The 19,792-nt window shown below is 31.3% G+C and carries 18 protein-coding genes and 1 pseudogene; 11 read left to right on the top strand and 8 right to left on the bottom strand.

Annotated features, from left to right (window positions below):
* Nucleotides 1-56 precede the first annotated feature (56 nt).
* From BLT88_RS08050 to BLT88_RS08040, 3 genes are all read right to left on the bottom strand, one after another.
* On the bottom strand, nt 57-440 hold the full coding sequence (locus tag BLT88_RS08050; protein WP_036786475.1) for a DUF3037 domain-containing protein: 384 nt from the start codon (nt 438-440) through the stop codon (nt 57-59).
* Nucleotides 430-1,209 (bottom strand): HipA family kinase, encoded by a 780-nt coding sequence (locus BLT88_RS08045; RefSeq protein WP_091954095.1) that lies wholly within the window; start codon nt 1,207-1,209, stop codon nt 430-432. The genes BLT88_RS08050 and BLT88_RS08045 overlap by 11 nt, the downstream gene beginning before the upstream one ends.
* A gap of 81 nt (nt 1,210-1,290) precedes the next feature.
* On the bottom strand, nt 1,291-1,641 hold the full coding sequence (locus tag BLT88_RS08040) for a helix-turn-helix domain-containing protein (protein ID WP_091954094.1): 351 nt from the start codon (nt 1,639-1,641) through the stop codon (nt 1,291-1,293).
* Nucleotides 1,642-1,986: 345 nt separating this feature from the next.
* On the opposite strand from BLT88_RS08040, the gene BLT88_RS08035 reads away from it, so the two are divergent.
* The 5 genes from BLT88_RS08035 to BLT88_RS08015 all read left to right on the top strand — a co-directional run bounded on the left by BLT88_RS08035 (nt 1,987) and on the right by BLT88_RS08015 (nt 6,924).
* The gene (locus BLT88_RS08035; RefSeq protein ID WP_091954092.1) at nt 1,987-3,045 is read left to right on the top strand and encodes a M14 family zinc carboxypeptidase; all 1,059 of its coding nucleotides are present in this window, start codon (nt 1,987-1,989) and stop codon (nt 3,043-3,045) included.
* Nucleotides 3,046-3,122: 77 nt separating this feature from the next.
* Entirely contained in the window at nt 3,123-3,602 is a 480-nt protein-coding gene (locus BLT88_RS08030; protein ID WP_036786467.1) for an Lrp/AsnC family transcriptional regulator, read from the top strand.
* A gap of 112 nt (nt 3,603-3,714) precedes the next feature.
* Nucleotides 3,715-5,706, top strand: a complete 1,992-nt coding sequence (locus tag BLT88_RS08025; RefSeq protein ID WP_091954091.1) for a thiamine pyrophosphate-dependent enzyme — start codon at nt 3,715-3,717, stop codon at nt 5,704-5,706.
* Nucleotides 5,707-5,737: 31 nt separating this feature from the next.
* Nucleotides 5,738-6,745, top strand: a complete 1,008-nt coding sequence (locus tag BLT88_RS08020) for an NADP-dependent oxidoreductase (protein ID WP_036786463.1) — start codon at nt 5,738-5,740, stop codon at nt 6,743-6,745.
* Nucleotides 6,745-6,924 carry a CPXCG motif-containing cysteine-rich protein gene (locus BLT88_RS08015; RefSeq protein WP_157691166.1) on the top strand — a complete coding sequence of 60 codons (180 nt, stop codon included), beginning with the start codon at nt 6,745-6,747 and terminating at the stop codon, nt 6,922-6,924. The genes BLT88_RS08020 and BLT88_RS08015 overlap by 1 nt, the downstream gene beginning before the upstream one ends.
* Before the next feature lie 119 nt (nt 6,925-7,043).
* Here the strand turns inward: BLT88_RS08015 and BLT88_RS08010 are convergent, their stop codons facing one another.
* Together BLT88_RS08010 and BLT88_RS08005 are read right to left on the bottom strand one after the other, a co-directional pair.
* Nucleotides 7,044-7,748, bottom strand: coding sequence for a pseudouridine synthase (locus BLT88_RS08010; RefSeq protein ID WP_036786458.1), 705 nt, complete (start codon nt 7,746-7,748; stop codon nt 7,044-7,046).
* Nucleotides 7,749-7,751: 3 nt separating this feature from the next.
* Nucleotides 7,752-8,969, bottom strand: a complete 1,218-nt coding sequence (locus BLT88_RS08005) for a multidrug effflux MFS transporter (RefSeq protein ID WP_091954088.1) — start codon at nt 8,967-8,969, stop codon at nt 7,752-7,754.
* Between the two features lie 268 nt (nt 8,970-9,237).
* On the opposite strand from BLT88_RS08005, the gene BLT88_RS08000 reads away from it, so the two are divergent.
* Nucleotides 9,238-11,346 carry a translation factor GTPase family protein gene (locus BLT88_RS08000; protein ID WP_091955726.1) on the top strand — a complete coding sequence of 703 codons (2,109 nt, stop codon included), beginning with the start codon at nt 9,238-9,240 and terminating at the stop codon, nt 11,344-11,346.
* Between the two features lie 17 nt (nt 11,347-11,363).
* Nucleotides 11,364-11,735, top strand: a complete 372-nt coding sequence (locus BLT88_RS07995) for a hypothetical protein (RefSeq protein ID WP_091954086.1) — start codon at nt 11,364-11,366, stop codon at nt 11,733-11,735.
* 1,012 nt (nt 11,736-12,747) lie between these two features.
* On the opposite strand, the gene BLT88_RS07990 is transcribed toward BLT88_RS07995, so the two are convergent.
* Nucleotides 12,748-13,365 carry a TetR/AcrR family transcriptional regulator gene (locus BLT88_RS07990; protein ID WP_157691164.1) on the bottom strand — a complete coding sequence of 206 codons (618 nt, stop codon included), beginning with the start codon at nt 13,363-13,365 and terminating at the stop codon, nt 12,748-12,750.
* 131 nt (nt 13,366-13,496) lie between these two features.
* On the opposite strand from BLT88_RS07990, the gene BLT88_RS07985 reads away from it, so the two are divergent.
* From BLT88_RS07985 to BLT88_RS14515, 3 genes and pseudogenes are all read left to right on the top strand, one after another.
* A complete protein-coding gene (locus tag BLT88_RS07985) occupies nt 13,497-14,828 on the top strand; it encodes an NAD(P)/FAD-dependent oxidoreductase (RefSeq protein ID WP_091954083.1) in 1,332 nt (443 codons plus the stop codon).
* Nucleotides 14,828-15,589, top strand: coding sequence for an alpha/beta hydrolase (locus tag BLT88_RS07980; protein ID WP_157691162.1), 762 nt, complete (start codon nt 14,828-14,830; stop codon nt 15,587-15,589). The genes BLT88_RS07985 and BLT88_RS07980 overlap by 1 nt, the downstream gene beginning before the upstream one ends.
* 321 nt (nt 15,590-15,910) lie before the next feature.
* Nucleotides 15,911-16,135: pseudogene (locus BLT88_RS14515) on the top strand (helix-turn-helix domain-containing protein); the annotation flags it as partial.
* A gap of 101 nt (nt 16,136-16,236) precedes the next feature.
* On the opposite strand, the gene BLT88_RS07970 reads toward BLT88_RS14515, so the two are convergent.
* On the bottom strand, nt 16,237-16,494 hold the full coding sequence (locus BLT88_RS07970) for a type II toxin-antitoxin system ParD family antitoxin (RefSeq protein ID WP_091954079.1): 258 nt from the start codon (nt 16,492-16,494) through the stop codon (nt 16,237-16,239).
* 1,317 nt (nt 16,495-17,811) lie between these two features.
* Here BLT88_RS07970 and BLT88_RS07965 point away from each other — a divergent pair.
* Entirely contained in the window at nt 17,812-18,309 is a 498-nt protein-coding gene (locus BLT88_RS07965) for an Lrp/AsnC family transcriptional regulator (protein WP_091954078.1), read from the top strand.
* A 72-nt stretch (nt 18,310-18,381) separates the two neighbouring features.
* Here the strand turns inward: BLT88_RS07965 and BLT88_RS07960 are convergent, their stop codons facing one another.
* The gene (locus BLT88_RS07960; protein ID WP_091954076.1) at nt 18,382-19,785 is read right to left on the bottom strand and encodes an aldehyde dehydrogenase family protein; all 1,404 of its coding nucleotides are present in this window, start codon (nt 19,783-19,785) and stop codon (nt 18,382-18,384) included.
* Between the last annotated feature and the right edge of the window lie 7 nt (nt 19,786-19,792).

Genomic DNA, 19,792 nt, shown 5'->3' with positions numbered 1-19,792 from the left:
GTTTTTTTTGAAATAAAAAAAAAGACAAGAACTTTTTTCAGAAACAAGTAGATTTATTAGAGTACATACTTTTCGAAAATATCTTGTAACTCTTTTTTAGGGTCATTGCAAAGTCCGGGGTGAGTTTTAGAGCTTTGTATTATTGTGCTTCTGCAAGAAGCTAACCATCTAAATCTATCAGAAATTTCTAGTTCACCAATTTTACCTCCAGAAGATTTTCCGTCGCAAATTAATTTCCAAGCATTTAAATAACCATTTAATAAATCCAATTCTATTTCAGGTGAAAAAGCTTTCAATTTATCTTTATTGATTTCATATTTAATACCTAAAAAATTTTTTCTTTTTGAAAAAAGGATAACGCCAACATTAAAGAATTCTTCGCGTTCCACTTTTGGTACAATTCTAATAATTGCATATTCAAATGTGTATTTATCTTGCATCTTCAGCCTCTTTTACTAGTACATCAATCATTAAAATTTTTGCATTTAAAAAGGCTACATAGGCAGCTCTCATTTCGTCAGAATTTAAAAAATCTCCTTCACTTAGTAACCAATCTTCAGGTATTTTAGATATAATTTCAGTGATTGTGTCAATATTTATGCTTTGTTTAATTTTTGCTGAAGCTTCTGATAATAAAGTTGCTTTAGTTAAGAGTACATGATCTTTTATCATAGGAAAAGTCTTTTTGAGATGATTTTCCCAAGTTTGCCAATTATGATGAAAGTATAAACTTGCTCCATGATCAATAATCCACAATTCCTTATTCCATTTGAGTAAATTTGTATTTTTAGCTGTTCTGTCTATATTACTAAGTAAACTGTCTAAAAGTACCACTTTAGAAGCAGTTAATGAATCTACTTTAGATACCAAAGGATCGTACGTAATAGCACTTGATAAAAAATGCAATCCAAGGTTTAAGCCTACGCTAAATTTTAATAAATCTTGAATTTCCTCATCAGGTTCTGTTTTACTAAAAGAATCATCTAAGTTCATAAAAACTAATTCAGGAACTTTTAAACCAATAGCTCTTGCAAGTTCGCCACCTATAAATTCTGCTATTAAGGCTTTTTTCCCTTGTCCAGCTCCTCTGAATTTTAGCACATATAAAAAACCATCATCAGCTTTTACAATAGCAGGTAAAGAGCCACCTTCTCGCAAAGGAGAAATATATTGAACAACATTTACAGTTCTAATTTCAATTGTATTCATTATTGCTAAAATATAATATTTAGACAAATTCAAAACAAAAAAGGAAGCTTCATTTTGTGATTAATTTTCTTCAATTTTCAACTACTTTCTATACTCTTCAAAAGTGCCATCATTATAAAAAACAACAATTCTTTGAATCTTTTTCTTATCATTAGAGCTGGTAGCGAATACCGTTGGAGTAGAAGCGGGGTTTGTAAGTTCTGCTTTTTTAGGAAAAGAACCATCTCCATGCAGCAGCCAATGTATGTCTACATCCTTAAATTCTGAAGTTATTTTTAAAATAAAATCTAAACTTGGTTTGTTTCTTCCAGACAAAATATGCGATATACTTGAACGCTGAACACCAATTTTATCTGCGAATAAAGAAGCAGATAATTGATGAAAATCCATTACTTTTTTTATTCTACTTGTAAAGTCTAAGCTGTTTATCATTGTAAATACTTGTTGTATTACAAATGTAAATCAAACTTATGAAACAACAAAATAGAATGTTTTAAATGTTAATATGAATTTATTTTACATTAAACTAATACTTTATATTTTATGTGTAAAATGTTTATATAAAGTATTTTAATTAAAATTATAATCAATTATAAAAACATCTCATATTTTATAATTTAAGAACGTTAGGTAAAAAGATTTTTGGTTTACAAAAGTAACTATAGTTTGTGAAAATTCGATTTACATTTGTAACAATACTTTGTTTTACATTTGTAACATTTATATAGGTTGCTTATTTTCAAAAATGTAAATTTGTTTTTCTAAATAGAATATCAAGTGCAAATTTTATCACCAGAGTTATTAAAGAATATTTTTAAAGCTCAAAAAGAATCATCTCTTTTTGGCAAGTGGATTACTCTTAAAAATATTGAAAACCTATTTTTAAAATATCAAGAAGCTTTTGAAATTAAACATTTAGGATTTTCTGAACAGGAAAGACCAATTTATAAATTAAAAATAGGTAAGGGAAAAAAGAAAATTTTATTATGGTCTCAAATGCATGGAAATGAAAGTACAGGTACAAAAGCATTGTTTGATATATTCAATTGCTTTTCTACTTGTTCTGAGAATGAATTTAAAATTATTTTAAAAGAATGTACTTTAGTTTTTATACCCATGTTAAATCCTGATGGCTCTCAAGCGTATACAAGAGTTAATGCAAATAATGTAGATTTAAATAGAGATGCAGTAAATAGAGTTGCAAAAGAAAGTAATCTGTTAAGAGATACTTTAGAGGAATTCAATCCACAGTTTTGTTTTAATTTACATGATCAAAGAACTATTTTTGGCGTAGAAGGAACTAAAAACCCAGCAACTATTTCCTTTTTGGCTCCTTCAGAAGAGGAAACTAGAGCCTTAACAAAAGGTCGAATTCAAACCATGGATGTTATTGTTGCTATGAACAGATTGTTGCAAAAACTTATACCTGATTTTGTTGGTAGATATACAGATGAATTTTACCCAACTGCGACAGGAGATAACTTTCAAAAACTAGGATATAATACAATTTTAATTGAATCGGGTCATTTTCCTGATGACTATCAAAGAGAAATTGCGCGCGAGCATACTTTTTATGCAATTATACAAGGATTGTATCACATTGCAACTTCCGATAATTTTAACGATTATGAATCCTATTTTACAATTCCAAATAATACTAAAATTTTCTATGATGTTATCCATAGATATTCCATTTCAAAAGAAGATGTAGCTTATCAATATTTAGATGAAATTATGAATGATCAATTAGTTTCAAAATTGAATAAAGTTGATGAAAAAGACCTAAAATTGAAATTTGGACATAACGAAATCGTTTTCGAAAGCAAAAAACATTAAACTTTTCTCACTTTTTATTGTTTTAAATTAAATTAAATTCATAAATTTGCCTTATAAATTGAATTATATATAAAAAAATGAAAAAGTTCATCTTAGACGAAATAGATCATCAAATATTAGATATCTTAATAGAGAATGCCAGAACACCATTTACGGATATTGCAAAACAATTATTAGTTTCTGCAGGAACAATTCATGTGCGTGTAAAAAAAATGGAAGATGAAGGTATTATTCAAGGTTCTACTTTAACCTTAAACTATGAAAAAATGGGTTATTCTTTCATAGCGCATGTTGGAGTGTTTTTAGAAAAAACTTCTATGACGCAAAATGTGATTGAAAACTTAAGGAAAATACCAAATGTAACAGTAGCTTACGTAACAGCGGGTAAGTATAATATTTTTTGTAAGGTGAGAGCAAAAGGAACGAATGACGCGAAAGACATCATTTATGAAATAGATGAAATTCCGGGAGTAAATAGAACGGAAACGATGATAGCTCTTGAGGAAAGTATTAATGATAAGAAAAGAATGATGCACGCAATTTTTAAAGAATTGTAATTTTAAAAATAAGATATTTTGAATATTTAAAATCCTCATCAATTGATGAGGATTTTTTTATGGAATAAACATCTTTATCTGTATGTTTGTTAAATTATGTAATTTATAATTTATGAGCCCAAAAATTGAATATAATTCAAATAACAACTTAGATAAGAGTGTATTATTGAATTTGTACAAAAGCATGTTAAAACCTCGTTTGATTGAGGAGAAAATGCTAATTTTATTACGTCAGGGTAAAATTTCTAAATGGTTTTCTGGTATTGGTCAAGAAGCAATTTCTATAGGAGTTACATGTGCTCTAGATAAAGACGAATATATTTTACCAATGCATAGAAATTTAGGAGTTTTTACAACTAGAAAAATTCCATTACATAGATTGTTTTCTCAGTGGCAAGGTAAAATGAATGGTTTTACAAAGGGTAGAGATAGAAGTTTTCATTTTGGGACCCAAGAATATAATATCATAGGAATGATTTCGCATTTAGGTCCGCAATTAGGGGTGGCAGATGGAATTGCTCTAGCTAATAAGCTGAAGAATAATAATAAGGTTTGTGCTGTTTTTACCGGAGAAGGAGGCACTAGCGAAGGTGATTTTCATGAAGCTTTAAATGTAGCTTCAGTTTGGAGTTTACCTGTTTTATTTTGCGTAGAAAATAACGGTTATGGTTTATCTACGCCTATAGAAGAACAATTTAATTGTGAAAATATTTCGGATAAGGGAATTGGTTATGGCATGGAAAGTCATATTATTGACGGTAATAATATTCTTGAAGTATATACAAAAGTTCTTGCGTTAGCTAAAAGTGTCCGTAAAAATCCAAGACCCGTTTTATTAGAGTTTAAAACTTTTAGAATACGAGGACATGAAGAAGCAAGTGGTACAAAATATGTTCCTCAGGATGTATTAGATTTTTGGACAGCAAAAGATCCTATAGAAAATTATCAAGAGTATCTAATAAACAAAGGTATTCTTACTGAAGAGATTGAAGTTGCTTATAAAGAAGAAATAGTGCATGAAATAAATGAGCATCTTAATATGGCTTTTGATGAAGAAAAAATAATTCCAAATTTAAAAACTGAAATCAAGGATGTTTATAAAGAGTTTAATTATAAAGAAGTAAAACCATCATCAAAAAAAACAAAAATTCGTTTAGTAGATGCTATTTCTGATGGATTAAAACTGTCCATGGAAAAACATAATGATTTGGTCATTATGGGACAAGATGTTGCAGAATATGGTGGAGTATTTAAAATTACAAATGGTTTTGTAAAGGCTTTTGGTAAAGAAAGGGTAAGAAATACTCCGATTTGTGAATCAGCCATTGTTGCTGCAGCATATGGTTTATCGGTAAACGGAATAAAATCAGTAATGGAAATGCAATTTGCAGATTTTGCCTCCTCAGGATTTAATCCCATTGTGAACTTGTTGGCAAAATCACATTATAGGTGGTCTGAAAATGCAGATGTTGTAATCAGAATGCCTTGTGGAGCAGGAGTAGGAGCTGGCCCATTTCATAGTCAGACAAATGAGGCATGGTTTACAAAAACACCAGGCTTAAAAGTGATTTATCCTGCATTTCCACAAGATGCAAAAGGCTTATTAGCGTCTGCTATTAATGATCCAAACCCTGTTTTGTTTTTTGAACATAAGGAACTCTATAGGTCTATATATCAGGAAGTTTCTGACGGTTATTTTACAACTGAAATTGGTAAAGCTGCTGTTTTGAAAAAAGGAAATCATATAACAATTATTAGTTACGGAGCGGCCGTTCATTGGGTGCTAGAAGCTTTAGAAACTTTATTGGATATTTCTGCAGATGTAATTGATTTAAGAACCCTGCAACCTCTGGATGTAGAAACAATTTATCAATCTGTTAGAAAAACAGGAAAAGCACTTTTAGTGCAAGAAGATTCTATGTTTGGCGGAATTGCAAGTGATATTTCCGCTTTAATCAATGAAAATTGTTTTGAGTTTTTAGACGCACCAGTAAAACGTGTGGCGAGTATAGATACGCCAATTCCTTTTCAATCAGATTTGGAACAACAATATTTAGGGAAATCAACCTTATTAGAAGCAATTCAAGATTTACATAATTATTGATTATATTTAGCATTCGAAAAAAAAATCATTTATGAACAATAAACAAATTATTTTTAAACAACGTCCTTCTGGGGTTCCGAATGCGGATACATGGCAATTAGAATCAAATCCAATTCCTGAATTAGAAGAAGGAGAAATTTTAGTACAACATCACTATATTTCTTTAGATCCTGCAATGCGGGGTTGGATGAATGACACAAAATCATATATTCCACCAGTTGCTATAGATGATGTAATGAGAGCAGGTTCAGTAGGAAAAGTGATTAAAAATAATGGAAATCCTAAATTTGAAGTTGGAGATTGCGTTACAAGTTGGGGAGGTGTGCAACAATATGCAATTACCAATGGAGATGGTTGGTACAAAGTGGATGAGCGTTTAGCACCAATGCCAATGTATATTGGTACTTTAGGGATGCCAGGGATGACCGCTTATTTTGGAATTACAGAAGTTGGTAAAATTAAAGAAGGAGATATTGTATTAGTCTCTGGTGCTGCAGGTGCTGTTGGAAGTATTGTAGGACAAATTGCAAAAATTAAGGGATGTACAGTAATCGGCATTGCTGGCGGAAAAGAGAAATGTGATTATCTTATTAATGAATTAGGTTTTGATGAAGCTATAGACTATAAATCTGAAAATATTTATACAGCATTAAAGAAAAAGTGTCCAAAAGGAGTGGATGTATATTTTGATAATGTTGGTGGGGTTATTTTGGATGCTGCTTTAAGTAAACTAAGAATGCACGCAAAAGTTGTTATTTGTGGAGCAATTTCTCAATATAACAACAAATCTAAAATTGATGGACCTAGTAATTATTTATCTTTATTAGTAACCCGTTCTACAATGCAAGGAATGGTAGTTATGGATTATACTGAAAAATTTGGGGAAGCTGCGCAGCAAATGGGTATGTGGATGAAAGAAGGTAAACTAAAATCTAAAGAAGATATTTATGAAGGAATAGAAAATTTTCAGGAAACTTACAATAGATTATTTTCTGGGGATAAAAAAGGTAAACTTGTTTTAAAAGTAATTGAAGATTAGTGGAACATTTTTTTCAATGTCCATATTGTTGGGAAGAAATTTCAATGATTTTAGATGCAAGTGTTCGAGAACAAACGTATATAGAAGATTGTGAAGTTTGTTGCAATCCCATAGAATTAACAGCTGCTTTTGAAGAAAATGAATTGACTCGATTTGATTCTGAATCGATAGAGCAATAAAATAGTATTAGATAAAGATTCATAGAGAATTTGAAAATTTTTCTTTATGAATCTTTTTTTTTCGCGTGAAATAAGAGTCCTTATAATTTGTTGTTATTCACTAAAAGTTAGATGAATATCTATATCAAAGGATTTCTCCAAGAAAATTGTTCAAATAAAGCAATCCAATCTTTTGGAAAAGTAGCTTTTAAAATTGTTTTTTCTGAGGTAAAAGGGTTTATAAACTCGAGTTTTCCTGCATGTAAAAACAAGTTTTTACATCCAAAATTTTCATCAAACATTACATTGTGGTTTTTATCACCATATTTAGAATCTCCAATTAAAGGATGACTAATTTTATTAGTGTGTACTCTTAACTGATGCATTCTTCCTGTTTTTGGTGCTAATTCAACGAAGCTATACCGAGAAGAATCATAGGGTTTTACAGGGATATTTAAAAGGACCGTTTCTAACGTTTTTAACTCTGTTAATGCTTCTTTATGTATTTTTCCATCTCTTCCTTTTACAGGAGAATCTATGGTTCTAGTCTCCGGAGAAAATCCGCGAACAATACCAAAATAGGTTTTCTGAATTTCTTTATTGGTAAACAATTCTTGAAATTTAGAAACAAAACGAGTTTCTTTTGCCAACATCATAATTCCTGAAGTTTTTCGATCTAACCTGTGCACTGGATATACCTTTAAACCTCTCTCTTTTTGTATAATTTGTAATAAAGAATCCTCATCTGCAACATTTCTAGAATGAAATGCATGATGGGTCAGAACATTATTGGGTTTTGTGACGCACAAAAGATATTCATCTTCAAAGATAATTTCTAAACTCATATTTTAAGTTGATTTTAAAACTAGGCCTTCCTTTTTTTTAAATTTTAAAGAGGCAATTAACAATAAAGACAAAAATCCACAAACAAAAAAACCAATAAAAAGAGGTAGCGCAGTCTCGTTAATATAACTTCCTATAAATGTGGCTATTGGTACTGCCATAATTGTAGAAACAAAACCATTTATAGCAGCTCCAATGCCAGCAATATGTCCAATATGTTCCATGGCCAGCGCTCTAGTATTTCCAAAAAGAAAACCAATAGAAAAGAATTGTAAACCGAAAAATACAATTAAAACATAAATACTTGGATTCTTTTCTCCAGAAAACAGGACTATATAAAAAACTGGAATTATCGTAAATACTATAGTAAAGATTGACACCAATTTATGCATACCAATCTTTACAACTAGTTTTCCGTTTAAAAAAGTTGCCAAACCAATACTTATGGCTAGACCGGCAAAAATAAATGGAAACTCTTCTTTTAGGTAGTATTGTTCTTCAAATATCCGTTGACTTGCACTTAAATAGACCATGAAAGAACCCGTAATAAAACCGGAAAATAATGTAAAAATAACAGCATATTTGTGTGTTAAAAATTCTTTAGTGCCCTCTATAAAAAGGGAAAATTTAAATTTTTTACGATGTGCTATTTTTAATGTTTCTGGTTGCCGTTTCCATACCCAGATCATGGTAAAAAAACCAAATAACAGCTGACTATAAAAAATAGATTTCCATCCATATATATCTAACATTAGCTTTCCTATTGCAGGAGCAACTACTGGTACGAGAATAAAGATCACCACAATAAAAGACATTACTTTCGCCATGTAATTGCCGCTAAAACGATCTCTAACCATTGCTATGCTAATAGTTCTTGGAGCAGAGAGTCCTATTCCTTGTAAAATTCTGCCTACAATCATGATTTCTAAACTGGATGCAAAAACACATATTAAACTAGCAAAAGCAAAAACGATAAAACCTCCATAAATAATTGGTTTTCTGCCAAAACTATCTGATAAAGGTCCTGAAATAAGTTGTCCAAAACCCAATCCCAAAAAAATCATTGTTATAAATAACTGATTGTTTTTTGGGTTTACAATATGTATTGCTTTACTGATATCTGCAATTGCTGGTAATAAGGCATCGATAGATAATGCCACTAATGACATTAAAGATGCCATTACAATTATAAATTCTAGTTCTGATTTCTGTTTTATTTCCACGGGTCAAAAATACCTTTATTTAAATTTAATAAGAGTTTAAAATTTAAAAAAATAAAGTAATGATGAGGTCACTAAACTAGCAACTTTAACATTATTTAGTAAAGTATCTAATTTATTAAGTTCCGATTATAGGTGTTAGGCTATCTGTTTTAAAAGATTATAATTTTTATATACGGAATATGTAAATAATTTTAAAACCTAATAAAAATCATGTTTTTAATTTTATAAAGTTTTTAAATTTATGGGGCAAACTTATAAATATATCTTTATGAAAATATATGATGATAAACACATAAAAAACATTGTTTTTGTGGGTGCTCATAATAGTGGTAAGACCACTTTAGCTGAAACAATGCTGTATGAGGCAGGAATTATTAAAAGAAGAGGAACAATTGAGAATAAAAACACTGTTTCAGATTATCATGAGATAGAACATCAAAGAGAGGCCTCAGTTTTTGCAACACCCTTGCACACAGAATGGAGAAATTATAAGATTAATATTATAGATACACCTGGTTTAGATGACTTTATAGGAGAAATTATTTCTTCAATTAGAGTTTCTGATACAATAACAACCGTTATAAATGCCAAATATGGTGTTGAAATTGGGACAGAAATTATTTGGAATTATATTGACAAATACCACAAGCCAACACTTTTTGTGGTAAACCAAATAGACCATAAGCAAGCTGATTTTGAAAATAGTTTTAATAGTATAAAGCAACTAGTTGGTAGCAATGCTATAAAAATTCAATATCCTTTAATTATGGATGGTAACCAATGCATTATTGACGTTTTAAAGATGAAAATGTACAAATTTGATGCACAAGGAGGGAAGCCTGAAAAATTTTCAATTCCTAAAGAACAACTTGAAACTGCCAATCAACTGCATAATGAGTTAGTAGAAAAAGCAGCAGAAAATGATGAAGAATTAATGGAACTTTTTTTTGATAAAGGCACATTAAATGAAGATGAAATGCGAAAAGGAATTAAGAAAGGAATGTTAAATCATGATCTTTTTCCTGTTTTTTGTGTTTCTGCATTAAAAAATATGGGAATTGGTCGTTTAATGGGTTTTATAGATAATGTTGCACCAGCAGCTTCAGATCTTAAACCAGAACAAAGTTTAGAAGGAAATGAAATACAGCGCAACAAAGATGCAGATCCTGTTTTGTTTGTGTTCAAAACAACATATCAACCAAATCTTGGTCAAATTACCTTTTTTAAAGTAAAATCTGGTGAAGTACATGTAAATGACAAATTGATAAATAGCAGAAATGGTGAAACAGAAACGATCAATCAATTATATATTATGGATGGCAAAAATAAAGAACCCGTTGATAAATTATCTACAGGAGATATTGGCGCCACTACCAAATTAAAATTTACGGAAACAAATGATACTTTATCAACCAAAGAAAAAGGTTTTACGATTAAACCAATTCAGTATCCAGATGCAAGAATTACGAAAGCTGTTTTCGCGGAGAATACAAAAGACGAAGAAAAATTAAGTGAATCTTTAAGACGTTTACAAAGTCAGGATCCAACAATTGTGCTGAGTTATTCTAAAGAAACTAAAGAAACTTTATTAGGTTGTCAAGGAGAATTGCATCTAGCCACTATCACTTGGATTTTGGAACATGTTTACGGTATAAAAGTGGGATTTAAAAAACCAAAAATTCAATATAGAGAAACTATACAGCGCTCTGCGACGGCAAATTACAGACATAAAAAACAGTCTGGAGGTTCTGGACAGTTCGCACAAGTTCATATGAAAATAGCCCCTTGGTATGAAAATATGCCAGAGCCGGAAGGGTTCAATATAAGAGGTAAAGAAGTGGTAGATTTAACTTGGGGAGGCAAACTAGTATTTTATAATTGTATTGTTGGTGGGGCTATAAATACGCGTTATTTACCATCAGTACTTAAAGGGATTTTAGAAGTGATGGAATCTGGGCCGTTAACAAAATCATTTGCAAGAGATATTAGAGTAATGGTGTATGATGGAAAAATGCATTCAGTAGATTCTAATGATATTTCTTTTAAAATAGCCGCTGCAAATGCATTTAAAGAAGCATTTTTAAATGCAAATCCCAGATTGTTAGAACCTACAAAAGAAATTTCTATAAAAGTACCGGAGCAAATGATGGGGAATGTAATGACAGAGTTGCAGTCGAGAAGGTCTATGATTCTAGGAATTGAAACTCAAGATAATTATCAAATTTTAAAATGCATAACTCCAGCGGTAGAATTGTTTGGATTTTCTGCTGTTTTGAGATCTATAACGCAAGGAAAAGCGACCTTTAGTACTGTCTTTTCGTCCTATCAAACAGTTCCTGCAAATGTTCAAAAAGAGTTAGTTGTTCAATCAGTTTAATTTAAATAATTTATAAAATGCAAACCAAAATATCACTTGTAAGTGATTTTAAATTTAATTTAGAAACTTGGCGAAAAGAGTTGAGTTTTCATTTTGATGAAATGTGCACGTTTGAAGAAAAACTAGAAGAAGTTGCTGAAAGAGAATATAACAAAAACGCTTTAATTCCTTTAGAGCAATTTCAAAATAGAATTTTAATTGAAAAAGATGTAATTTCAAAATTAAAGCACAGATGTAAAAAGGAATTGACTATTCTCAATAGTCATAAACTTAATGAAAATTATTTTGGAGAACACAAACCTATAGTTGAAGATATGAGAACTTATATTAAAATGCACTATGAATTGAAAGAAGAAATTACGGCTTATTTTTTAAAGTGGTTGGATTAATACAAGTTGTTGGTTAATTTGTATTCTCAAATAGGAGGCATTTTTCAAATTGAACGTTAGAGGTATTATAGAGTAGGTTTATATATTATCAAAAAACCTATTTAACATAATATAAATTATAGTACAAATATACAGTAATTTCTGTATAGCCGTATTTCAGGCTATTTACACATAATATCAGATATAATACCTTTAGGTTTATATCGATAGATATTATGTTAAAAGAAATTACGGCTAATTAACTTCTGGATTTTATTTGATAGCTATAATTCTCTATTATGTTAAATATCCCAGAAATCTTATCCACACAATAAACTGTAGAACTTGGGTCATTAAACATTAGGCTCTTGGGTTTAGTACTAAATAATAAACATCCTGCTGTTTGTAACTATAATTAGCCATTATGTAAAATTGCCGCACACCAATGCGCTCGATTGCTTTTTTAAAATAATTATGCTACGCAGTAATTTTTTTAAACACAATTTTCCAACACTTGCCAGCGCACAAAAGCTAACATTTCTAATTTATATAAGATTATGTTATTCTATAATATTCCGTCAATATTTTTTTCTAATACCATTTTCGTAAACTTCCCACAAGAGCTTAAATTTTAAGAAAAATAAAATTCTAAGCACTTATTCTATTCTCGTTACTATTTAACCTTTATTTAACTGGAACTTCCAATATTATGTAAAATTGAAATTGATGTTTTGAACTTCTTAAGTTTTCATTATATCTTTTTTTCTTGATAAAAAAGAAACAAAAAAATCAAGACAGAATAAAGCTTCAGCCCACAAAACAAAACACAACCCGCTATTCTGCCTTACCAGCCAGCCTAGTTGTAGAGAAGATTCTACTTAATATAATATTTGCTGTCACGATAATACTGATTACCACCTATCTGATTCAGCGAATTCCTTAATTATTTGTTGCGCTTTTCAAAAGTTTAGTAATGTAAATTCTATTCTGCCACTAAATTGAAGTATTTAAAACTAGCGCCACAATCTCTCCGCTATTTTATCTGACTTTCTCGTCTGGATTTAGATATAATTCTTTCATATCCGCCAATAAATAGATCCGCAAAATATTTACCCAATTCCTCCATGGATGTAGTTTGTTGATTTAGGTGTGCCTGGATGATGAGTTCGATTGCAGACCCGATCATGGAATAACTTATTAATTGAATTTGACTCATCGTCAATCCATTATAATAAGGCGAATTAGCAATATCCTTTTCGAGGTAAGCATAAATAGAATTAAGTAACCCAGCTGAAAAAACACTCTTTCTGAAATTGGCCTGGTTTCTAATCAACAAATCTAAATATTTATTTTCCTGAAGAACATGAGCATATCCTAAAAAGGCGTTATAGGTAAATTCATATATATCATTTGCATTTTTACGCTCTTCTATAAGACGGGCATTGACATTTTCCACGAGTTTTTTGACGATTAAATCCCATATTTCCTCCTTGCTTTGAAAATAATTATAGAAAGTACCTCTGGCCAGTTTACTGCCCTTTACAATATCACTGATAGTTGTGCTGTCAAGTCCTTTATTTACAAATAATTCGAATGCCGCATTGATAATTGTAGTTTCATTTCGTTTCTTATTTTCCTGTAATTTCCCCAATCTGTTCGATTTATTAAGCCATAAAGAAAAGGAATTCTGGTCATTTTTCTCAAAAAAGGATAATCTATTTTTTATAAAAGTTGACACAAGTGTCATTTATTAGTATATTTGCTTTATAAATAAAGAATATAATGGAAAAAGTTTGTGTAATAGGTGCAGGACCTTCGGGGATAACTACCATAAAAAATTTAAAAGATAAAGGTCTGGACGTAATTGCTTATGACTTTAACCATGATGTCGGAGGCAATTGGATTTATAATGAAAATGGCGGTAATTCCAGTGTTTTTGAAACTACGCATATCATTAGCTCCAAAAACTTATCACAATATGAAGATTTCACTTTCGATGATTTTGAAAAAAACATTCCTGACTACCCTTCCCATGACCAGCTGAGAATGTATTTTCAGGCTTATGCCAAACACTTTGATTTATATCCTTGCATTCAATTCAACACTCTTGTAAAGAAATGTATACGTATCGATCGAGAAAAATGGATGGTCACTACCGAAAAAAATGGGCAGGAACATACAGAAGTGTTTACGCACCTTATCGTTTGCAATGGCCACCACTGGAAACCAAGGTATCCGAATTATCCAGGTGTTTTCACTGGAGAGTTTATGCATTCACATGATTATAAAAAAGCCGCTCCGTTTAAAGATAAGCGTGTGTTGGTCATTGGAGGAGGAAACTCTGCTTGTGATGTGGCTGTGGAAACAAGCCGAATCAGTGAGAAAACCAGTATCAGCTGGCGCAGAGGTTATCAAATCATTCCTAAATTCTTGTTTGGAAAACCAAGTGATGTGGTCAGCTCCAAACTAAAGTTTCTGCCTAAAAAGTTAAGGTATTTCTTCTCTGCATTAACCATTAAAATCCTTACTGGCTCTAATCGATTATATGGACTTGAAATACCAAAAACTAAATTTGGTAGTACGCATCCTACTATTAACGATGAGTTGCTATATAAACTAAGACATGGCAAGGTTTTTCCTAAAGGAGATATCGAACGGTTTGATGGTAAAAAGGTGGTTTTTAAAGATGGTACGATCGAAGAATTTGATGTTATCGTAGCATGTACAGGCTATATATTAGCCCATCCGTTTTTCGAAAAGCATTTTATTGACTACAGCGATTCTGATGTGCCCCTTTATCTGAAAATGTTTCATGAACAATATGAAAATCTGTTTTTCATTGGCATGTTTCAACCGCTTGGTTGTATCTGGCCAGGATCTGAACTTCAGGCAAAATTAGCCGCCAGGGCCATTACAGGTGAATGGAAACGGGCAAAGAACATTGCAGAACTCTGTAAAAGAGAAGTCACGCACCCACATATAAAACAGATCAATACTGCACGACATACAATCACCGTGGACTATCATTTATTTGTTAAGCAGTTAAAACAGCAACTGCCAAAAGATTATGTATCTAAAAATCCAATAAGGAATACATTAAAGGTCAATGCATAGTGGAAAGAGTCGACTTTTCTCCCCTCCTGTTCATTCATGGCTTATGCCATGGCGCATGGTGTTGGCATGAGCATTTTATTCCTCACTTTGAATCATTAGGTTATGACTGCCATACATTAAACCTGAGCGGTCATGAAGTGGCCGGACGTTCTGCTTCAAACAATCATCTTAAATTAAGTGATTATGTTAAGGATGTTGAAAACGCCATCTCAACGTTTGATACCCAGCCAATTTTGGTTGGTCATTCGATGGGAGGATTTATTGTGCAGCTTTACTTAAAGAACTGCCGCCTTCCCACAAAAGCAATCCTGATGGCTTCTGTACCACCAAGTGGGGCATTAGCCTCCAGCCTTAGGGTAATTAAAATTAGGCCGGGCGCAATTAAGTATTTGTTGAATCGGGATTTACTTGGCTTTGCCCAAGCATACCCACAATTTATGTTTAGAGCTGATATTGATTCGCATGCTTTATCATATTACAAATCAATGCTTTGCTCAGAGTCTTTTGTGGCTTATCTGCAGATGCTCTTTCCAATAGCCATTAAAAAAAGTACAGCAGCTCATCATAATTTGCTGGTCATGGGAGGCTCAAAAGATCAATTGTTCACCCTTCGGGAATTTGAGTATACAGCCAGAAAATATGCCGCAGATCTGGAAATAATTCCTGATGCTGCTCACGATCTAATGCTGGAACCAAACTGGAAATATATTGCCAAAATCATTCATTATTGGATCAATAAACTTGATACTATTACTGAATGAGTACAGAACACAATTAAACTATGAAGAAATTTAAAATGAGCCTCTCATAGGGCTGAAAGTAGCTGATAACCGACAGAAAGTCTTGCTTCTAAAAGCAAGGAAGGAAAATAAAATAATCCCCAATTATTAATCTTCCGGCACTTCTAGATGCTTAAATGTATGGTTACACAATTAGTTTCGTTTGGAGGGGAATTTCACACCTGCAGAGGCGGAAGTAGTTTTTCTTACCATAAGCGCAGAAAATAATTATCATTACTGCATGGGAGCACATAGTTTATTTGCCAATACGGTTTCTAAAGTACCTGTTGAAGTAAGGCTACTTTTTTCAGACAATTTAAACTACATTTTGGTACAACTCCAATTAACTTTATTCATGCACAACGAATAGAGAAAGGAAAAGAGTATTTAAAATATACGAAACTATCTATTAGTGAAATTGGTTATAGATTGGGCTATTCTAGTCCTTCTTATTTTGCTTCTCAATTTGAGCGGATTGTTAAATATTCTCCAACACATTACCGTAAGCTTAAGTTGTATCAAAACTAAAATCAGGTAAAACTTTAATTATTTGTTTTTGAGTTAGCTCGAATTTATGGATACCAAATTCATATATTTTAGCCAAATCGGTTTCGGCTTTTTTGGAGAGTTTATAAACGCCCATCTTTGCGCATACGTATTTCTACTTCTTTCATGATTTCCGGTAATGATTGATTACTAATGCAGCTTTCAAGTCCTTCCATTATTTTAGACTTAAGAGAGAGATATTTTGCATTACTTGCTTGGTCTTGACGCACAAAATTTCGTAAATATTCACTATCATTAGTATATTCTCCAGCTTCGATTTGAGCTTTTATCCATTTATCTTGTTGCTCAGTAAAGGTTACCGTTTTGCGAACTGTTGCTATAAAAAACGTTTAAATAATCATACTATTGGTGTAAAATACAATATTCATAGAACATTCCAAAATTAGGAGCTATTAATTAATATTTAAACAACAATCCCATTCCATACACATTTCACTCCACTCCTATCCTTTCGACTACGATAAAGACAAGCTCCGTTTCGTAAAAAGCGTATTCCATTACATTTTTAAAGAAAGATTTTAGAAGAAAAAAAATAAAGAAGATTGGTTTTTTTAAGCTTTTTACCAAAGCAAAGTAACATAATGCAGTACATTATAGTACATTTTATAAATAGGTTTATCTTGTGGATGAAGCTATTTATAACACAGATGGTGGCGCGCTGGCGAAATTATGATGTTTAGTCCTACACATTTTATTTATAAAAAAAATGATAGCTATAATGTAGTATTATGTAAAATATCCCAGAATATCTAGTATTCAAAAGAAACCTTATTACTTGGGTCATTAAACTATTAAGCGGTTTGCTTCGCAGCGTTTATAAAACATTTGTATCTATAATTAGCCGTTATGTAAAATAGCCGCTACCAAGCGCTCGATTGTTTTATAACTCAAATGCGTAGCATTCACGAGCTCCAAAATATTAAATAGAAATAACGCGAGTAATTATCCATCGCTTGCCAACGCCAAAATAAAAGCTAACCTTTTTACTCTTATTAAAAATCGCGTATTCGATAAAATGTACACAATAAAAAAATTTAGACGATTCTCGTGAGCTTGCCACAAGAGCATAAATTTTAAGAAATCGCTTTTTAGGAGATTCACGAACACATTTGAAGTTTCTGCAAATAATTAAATATGTGAGTAAAAATAAAATTCTATGCACTTGTTATATTTAGAACTTCAAATAATCCTTTTTTTAATGTTTCATTATTAAGTATTTTAAAAATTGATTCTCAATCAATTCTTCAAAATAATGTCTTGAAACAAAAGAAACAAAAATTCAAGGCTGCATATAATTTTGGAAACAATTAACGGTTCATTCGCTATATTTTAGACTATTTAGCGTTAAGAAAATGTACCCAAAGTACATTTTTAGTTAAATACGATTTGAAACAAGGTTTTAGTAAAGTATTGTATCCTAATACAATCATCCACAGGATAATTGCATTTGTATAGCCTAAAATATGTACGCTCCACTCACCTATTGTTTTACCAAAATTTTATGAGGCCAAGTTAAATATCGAGATTCTATTTTACATAATATTATAAAACTAAACTTTTGGTTTATCAATCATAATTATTTTAATTTTGTATTATTACACTTTTACAATGTAATAAATAATAAAAATATCAAAAATATGGATACTATTCGAAAAAACAACTCTACTAACGAATTAGACAAAATTGACGAACAAATAATTAAACTCTTACAGAAGAATGCTAGATTATCTAATAAGCAAATTGCTGCAGAAGTTGGTATTGCAGAATCTACCTGTTCTGAAAGGATGCGGAAATTACAGAGAAAAAAAATATTCTTCGGGTTTCATGCTATTGTAGATTCTTCTAAACTTGGTACGAATATAGAAGCAATGGTTGCTATAAAATTAACTAAAAACACAAAAGATCAAGTTGATCATTTTAAAAACGCAATGTCTTTGTTACCTGAAGTTGTGAATATTTACCATTTAGCGGGGCAAATAGATTTTCTGCTTTACATTGCAGTAAGAGATAAAAATCATTTAAGAGATTTTGTAATGGATCATGTCACAAAAGATTATGTAAAAAGTTTAGAAACCTCTTTGATTTACGATTTTTCACAAAACCCATTGTTTCCAATTTATTTAAAAGATGAATAGAGATGAAAATCTAATTAAATTAATGATTAGATCTTCTCCTCTATAATTACTAATTGAAAAAATAAATTTTGTTTATATTTTTAATTTGAAACAAACAACTTTGGTTTCAGACATCGCTTCAATAGCGGACTTTACTCCTTCTCTACCTATTCCGCTACTTTTAACGCCACCAAAAGGCATCGCATCAATTCTATAATCTGTAGAATCGTTAATCATTACACCAGCACACTCTAGTTCATTAATTGCTTTATGTGCATTACTGATATCATTCGTAAAAATTGCCATATGTAATCCAAAAGGAGACTTATTACAGTTCTCTATAGCTTGATCTAAGTTTTTTACTTTTGAAATAGTTACCACAGGCCCAAAAACTTCTTTGTAATTGGCAATATCATTATTGCAGGCAGCCTCCAATATGGTTGGTGTATAGCAATTTCCAATTGTTTTTCCACCACTAATTATCTTAGCTCCATGCTCAATACTTTCGTTAATAAATTTATCAATTTGATTAATCGATTCTTTACTTATAATTGGTCCAATATCTATATCTTCAGATAATGGTGAACCAATCTTTAAAGTAGAAGTTAATTGAGAAAAATTATTTAAAAATGAATCGTAAATATCCTCTTCAACAAAAATTCGTTTTACACCAACACAATTTTGACCACTTGCAAAAAATGCGCCTGAAACACAAGATTGAACAGCGTCTTCTAAATCAGCATCAGATAAAACGATTACAGGAGAATTAGAACCAAGTTCCATCACTATTTTCTTTAAACCTGCTTTTTTCTGGATAATTTTTGCTGCTTCCACTCCACCCGTAAAACTTATCAATCTTATTCTATCATCGCTAATGAGCGCATCTCCAAAATATTCTGGAGAACCTGTAATTATGCTTAACATTTCTTTTGGTAAACCAGCTTCAGAAAGAATTTCTCCAAACTTAATGGCTACTAAAGGTGTATAATCACTCGGTTTTAATATCACCGGGTTTCCTGCAGCAATTGCGGGTCCCAATTTGTGGCAAATCAAGTTTAAAGGGTCATTAAAAGGTGTAATGGCAACAACAATACCAATAGGGACTTTGGTTTCGTACCCAATTCTATCCTCTGAACCTGGAACAGCATTAAAAGGAATGGTGGCTCCAATTATTCTTCCTGCTTCTTCTGCAGAAAGTTGCATAGTATTTAGAGCTCTACTGACTTCTTTTCTTGCCTGAACTATTGTTTTTATTCCTTCTGTTGCTATAAGATTCGATAATACATCAAATTCTCGCTCCATTATGGTTACGACTTTTCTAAGAATTGCTATTCTTTTTGAAGGAGACATTTTTTTACCAATAGCCTCTCCTATTTTTGCTAAATTAAGTGCATTCATTACATCTTGCTTAGTCGACTGAGGAACTGTTCCGATTTTATCTCCTGTGTAACTATTATAAACAGGTACAGTAATTGTGTTTTTTTTATCTATCACCATGTTTTGA

The sequence above is a fragment of the Polaribacter sp. Hel1_33_78 genome, from assembly GCF_900106075.1.
Classification (GTDB): Bacteria; Bacteroidota; Bacteroidia; order Flavobacteriales; family Flavobacteriaceae; genus Polaribacter.
Note: the sequence above shows the minus strand (reverse complement) of the source record. Positions and strands in the feature narration are given on the sequence as shown.